Origin of the sequence: Streptomyces sp. NPDC007162 (genome assembly GCF_040634175.1) — a bacterium.
Lineage (GTDB): Bacteria > Actinomycetota > Actinomycetes > Streptomycetales > Streptomycetaceae > Streptomyces.
Window position 1 is genome coordinate 1 of record NZ_JBEYFC010000728.1, and the last position, 3,617, is coordinate 3,617.

The 3,617-nt window shown below is 71.2% G+C and carries 5 protein-coding genes, 2 pseudogenes and 1 riboswitch; of the genes and pseudogenes, 4 read left to right on the top strand and 3 right to left on the bottom strand.

Annotated features, from left to right (window positions below; translation table 11 throughout):
- From ABZ646_RS42890 to ABZ646_RS42900, 3 genes and pseudogenes are all read right to left on the bottom strand, one after another.
- Nucleotides 1-250: pseudogene (locus tag ABZ646_RS42890) on the bottom strand (NlpC/P60 family protein); the annotation flags it as partial.
- A 3-nt stretch (nucleotides 251-253) separates the two neighbouring features.
- Nucleotides 254-438, bottom strand: a riboswitch (cyclic di-AMP (ydaO/yuaA leader).
- Nucleotides 439-796: 358 nt separating this feature from the next.
- Nucleotides 797-1,105 carry a hypothetical protein gene (locus ABZ646_RS42895; protein ID WP_046730013.1) on the bottom strand — a complete coding sequence of 103 codons (309 nt, stop codon included), beginning with the start codon at nucleotides 1,103-1,105 and terminating at the stop codon, nucleotides 797-799.
- A 7-nt stretch (nucleotides 1,106-1,112) separates the two neighbouring features.
- Nucleotides 1,113-1,748 (bottom strand): ATP-dependent Clp protease proteolytic subunit, encoded by a 636-nt coding sequence (locus ABZ646_RS42900; RefSeq protein WP_360532143.1) that lies wholly within the window; start codon nucleotides 1,746-1,748, stop codon nucleotides 1,113-1,115.
- 141 nt (nucleotides 1,749-1,889) lie between these two features.
- Here ABZ646_RS42900 and ABZ646_RS42905 point away from each other — a divergent pair, with 141 nt between their 5' ends.
- The 4 genes and pseudogenes from ABZ646_RS42905 to ureC form a co-directional block, all read left to right on the top strand.
- Complete coding sequence (locus ABZ646_RS42905) at nucleotides 1,890-2,168, top strand: type II toxin-antitoxin system Phd/YefM family antitoxin (protein WP_360532146.1); 279 nt, start codon at nucleotides 1,890-1,892, stop codon at nucleotides 2,166-2,168.
- A 355-nt stretch (nucleotides 2,169-2,523) separates the two neighbouring features.
- Entirely contained in the window at nucleotides 2,524-2,826 is a 303-nt protein-coding gene (locus ABZ646_RS42910; protein ID WP_037782101.1) for an urease subunit gamma, read from the top strand.
- A gap of 10 nt (nucleotides 2,827-2,836) precedes the next feature.
- Nucleotides 2,837-3,148 (top strand): urease subunit beta, encoded by a 312-nt coding sequence (locus ABZ646_RS42915; RefSeq protein WP_360532149.1) that lies wholly within the window; start codon nucleotides 2,837-2,839, stop codon nucleotides 3,146-3,148.
- Nucleotides 3,141-3,617: pseudogene (ureC, locus tag ABZ646_RS42920) on the top strand (urease subunit alpha); the annotation flags it as partial. The gene ABZ646_RS42915 and the pseudogene ureC, both read left to right, overlap by 8 nt.

The window sequence follows — 3,617 nt, forward strand, 5'->3', positions numbered from 1 at the left end:
GACCCCGGTAGCCGTCCAGGCCGGGCCAGTCGGGGATGCGCGGGGTGTGGTTGAAACCGGTGGCGCCCCACCGGTAGGGCGAGCCCTTCTTCGAGGCAGCGACCTGCAGCGCCTTCGTCGCCAGCGTGGCGGCCGAGGCGTCGGAGGCGACACCAGGGATCACGATCGAGCCGCCCACGGCGGCGATCGTCAGCGCCGAGGCCGTACCGGCCCGGGCCATGAGCGACGGAACACGATTGAGCGCAGTCATGCGCAACCCTTCGTCAGCCGCCTGTGAAGGATGACCTGTCGGATTCGGGCTGGCGAAGTTGCCCGGCCGCGTTGCCACGGCTTCACCCCAAGGGCTGCTCGGTCCGGTCATGGCGTGACCGTGCCGGCGACCCGTCGTGCTTGGGTCCTCCACTCCTGCCGATGCACTGCTGTCGACGTCATCCGGGCGGCGGCAGGACTCGGCGTCCGCCCGGACCGCCCCGCCGTGGTGGCGGGGGCTTGTCGTCAGACAGGGATCTTCACGCACTCGTGTCCGAAAATCCCAACGGAACCGGGGATTTGTGGGGTTACTCACCACCCACCCGTTCGGGTGGACAGCCCTGTGTTCGATTCTCCGTCAACTCCACTGCGTAGCCCCGGACCTGCGCCGAAGCGCTCCACGACCACCGTGGAGCAGGCGAGTCGAGCGGCTTTTTCGGTCAGGTAAAACCACGCCACGCTCCGCCGAACGGCGGTAACCCCTTTGGGTCGTTTCAACTGCGGCCCGGGCGTGGCGTCGACACATCGGACCGGACTCCTGCGGAGGTCACCGTACGCAGTCGGGCGGGAGTGCGACGCGAGCGGTCCGGCGCTCGCCGTCGAGCACCCGCAACGCCCGTGCCAGCGTGTCCCCGTGCAGCTCCGTCTCGCCCCGTCGGTGCATCAGGGCCAGCGCGTCACGCAGCTCGGACGCCGCGCGCACCAGCGCCTGCGCGGCGCGCAGACCGCGGTAGGTGTCCTCGTTCTGCGCCGGGTTGATACGGCCCAGCAGGTCGACCACGTCCAGGTAACGGTCGATCAGTTCGCCCTCGGCGCGGGTCAGCGCGGGCAGCGGCGGCAGTTCCGGTGGCAGCATCCGCGGTTCACCCCGCGTGCGGCCGGCCGAGCGGGGGCCTGTGCGTGGGCATGACCCGGTCCGCCAGCCCGTACGCCACCGCGCCCGGCGCGTCCAGGACCAGGTCCCGCTCCAGGTCCCGCTGGACCTGCTCGGGGGTGCGTCCGGTGTGCCGGACGAGCATCTCCTCCACCATCCCGCGGGTCCTTTCCAACTCCGCCGCCCGGATGAACAGATCGCTCGGCTGGCCCTGCACCGGCTCCGGCAGCGCCGGTTGCTGCAGCACGATGCGGGCGCCGGGCAGCACCGAGCGTTTGCCCGGGGCGCCGGCCGCGAGCAGCACCGCGGCCGAGGCGCCGGCCTGCCCCAGGCAGACGGTCCCCACCTCACAGGTGACGTACTGGAGCGTGTCGTAGATCGCGGCCATCGCGCTGAACGACCCGCCCGGGGAGTTGATGTACAGCGAGATGTCCCGCTCCGGAGCCGCGTACTCCAGGTACATGAGCTGCGCCATCACGTCGTTGGCCGAGGTCTCGTCGACGGGGGCGCCCAGGAAGACGATCCGCTCCTCCAGCAGCTTGGAGTACGGGTCCAGGGTGCGCTGCCCGGCGCTCGTGCGTTCGGTGAACTCGGGCAGGACGTAGCGGGCGGACGGTCGGGTCATGGCAGTACCACTCCTCGCGGCTGTGCGTCTCGATGGCCGAGCACTCTGTAAAAAATGTACAGGACGTACATGCGTCGGGTCCGGGATTCCGCTGTCACCGAACAAGAGGTGTTGTCGAGGGCGCCCCGTAAGCTGGGGTGTATGGCCTACGAGATTCCGGTGACGCAAGCCAGGGCTGAGCTCGCCGAACTGATCAACCGGGTGGTGTACGGCGGTGAGCGCGTGGTCGTGACACGGCACGGCAAGCCGCTGGTCGCCCTCGTCTCCGCCGCCGACCTCGAGCGCCTCGAAGAGCTCCCCGAAGCCACCGAGAGCCAGGTGGTCAGCTCCGTCTCCAGCGCGCGCGAGACCGCCGCCGTGCGCCCGGAGCGCGGCCGCTTCGGCATCGCGGCGGAGCACCGCGGGGCCGCGGGCTCCTAGCCGCCGCACCGCGACCGGCACCGCGACCGGCGCGGCAGTCGACACAGGTATCGGCCCTCCCCGGGGTGTCCGGGTGAGGGCCGCTGCCGTGTGCCGGGGCGCGGTGGTCACCCGGACGGCGGTGAGCGGGGCGGCCGGTGCCGGGACGACCCGTTCGGCCCAGTCGCGCGCCCCCATGCGCCGGTCATCGAGTGATCAAGGTCCGGTTAACGTCGCCGAAACTCCGGCAAACTAGCCTGCCGATCCATGCCACCAGCGGTTTTCCTGGCCGGATCGGGCTCGCGAGCCCGATCCGCCGCGGTGGCTGCGGCAACCGGGCCCCGCACGGTCCGGAGCGAGGACTGTGAGGTGGGACGTGCAACTGACCCCGCACGAGCAAGAGCGGCTGCTGATCCACGTGGCGGCCGACGTGGCCGAGAAGCGACGGGCCCGCGGGCTCAGGCTGAACCACCCCGAGGCGGTCGCCCTCATCACGTCGCACATCCTCGAAGGCGCACGTGACGGCCGTACCGTGGCCGAACTGATGGCCTCCGGGCGCAAGCTGCTCACCCGGGACGACGTCATGGAGGGCATCCCCGAGATGATCCACGACGTCCAGGTCGAGGCGACCTTCCCGGACGGCACGAAGCTGGTCACCGTCCACGACCCGATCGTCTGAGAGGCCGCTGATGATTCCCGGAGAGGTCCTCTTCGCCGACGGGCCGGTCGTGTACAACGAGGGCCGCGAGGTCACCTCGCTGACCGTCCTGAACGCCGCCGACCGGCCCGTGCAGGTCGGCTCCCACTACCACTTCGCCGAGGCCAACCCCGGACTGGAGTTCGACCGGGCCGCGGCGCGGGGCAGGCGGCTGAACATCGCCGCCGGCACTGCCGTCCGTTTCGAGCCCGGCATCCCCGTCGACGTCGAACTCGTCCCGCTCGCCGGTGCCCGTGTGGTGCCCGGGCTGCGCGGGGAGACCGGAGGTGCCCTCGATGCCTGAGATCTCCCGCGCCGCCTACGCCGACCTGTTCGGCCCCACCACCGGCGACCGGATCCGGCTCGCCGACACCGACCTGCTCGTGGAGATCGAGGAGGACCGCTCCGGCGGCCCCGGGCTCGCCGGTGACGAGGCGGTCTTCGGCGGCGGCAAGGTCATCCGCGAATCCATGGGCCAGTCCCGCGCCACCCGCGCGGAAGGCACCCCCGACACGATCGTCACCGGTGCGGTGATCATCGACCACTGGGGCGTCGTCAAGGCCGACGTCGGCATCCGCGACGGCCGGATCACCGGCATCGGCAAGGCCGGCAACCCCGACACCATGGACGGGGTGCACCCGGACCTGGTGATCGGGCCCGAGACCGAGGTCATCGCCGGCAACGGGCGGCTCCTGACCGCGGGCGCCATCGACGCCCACGTCCACTTCATCTGCCCCCAGATCGCCGACGAGGCGCTGGCGGCGGGCGTCACC

Coding starts and splice junctions, on each gene's coding strand:
- ABZ646_RS42895 (WP_046730013.1), bottom strand. CDS start 1,105: ATGCTGCCACCGGAACTGCCGCCGCTGCCCGCGCTGACCCGCGCCGAG.
- ABZ646_RS42900 (WP_360532143.1), bottom strand. CDS start 1,748: ATGACCCGACCGTCCGCCCGCTACGTCCTGCCCGAGTTCACCGAACGC.
- ABZ646_RS42905 (WP_360532146.1), top strand. CDS start 1,890: ATGGCCTACGAGATTCCGGTGACGCAAGCCAGGGCTGAGCTCGCCGAA.
- ABZ646_RS42915 (WP_360532149.1), top strand. CDS start 2,837: ATGATTCCCGGAGAGGTCCTCTTCGCCGACGGGCCGGTCGTGTACAAC.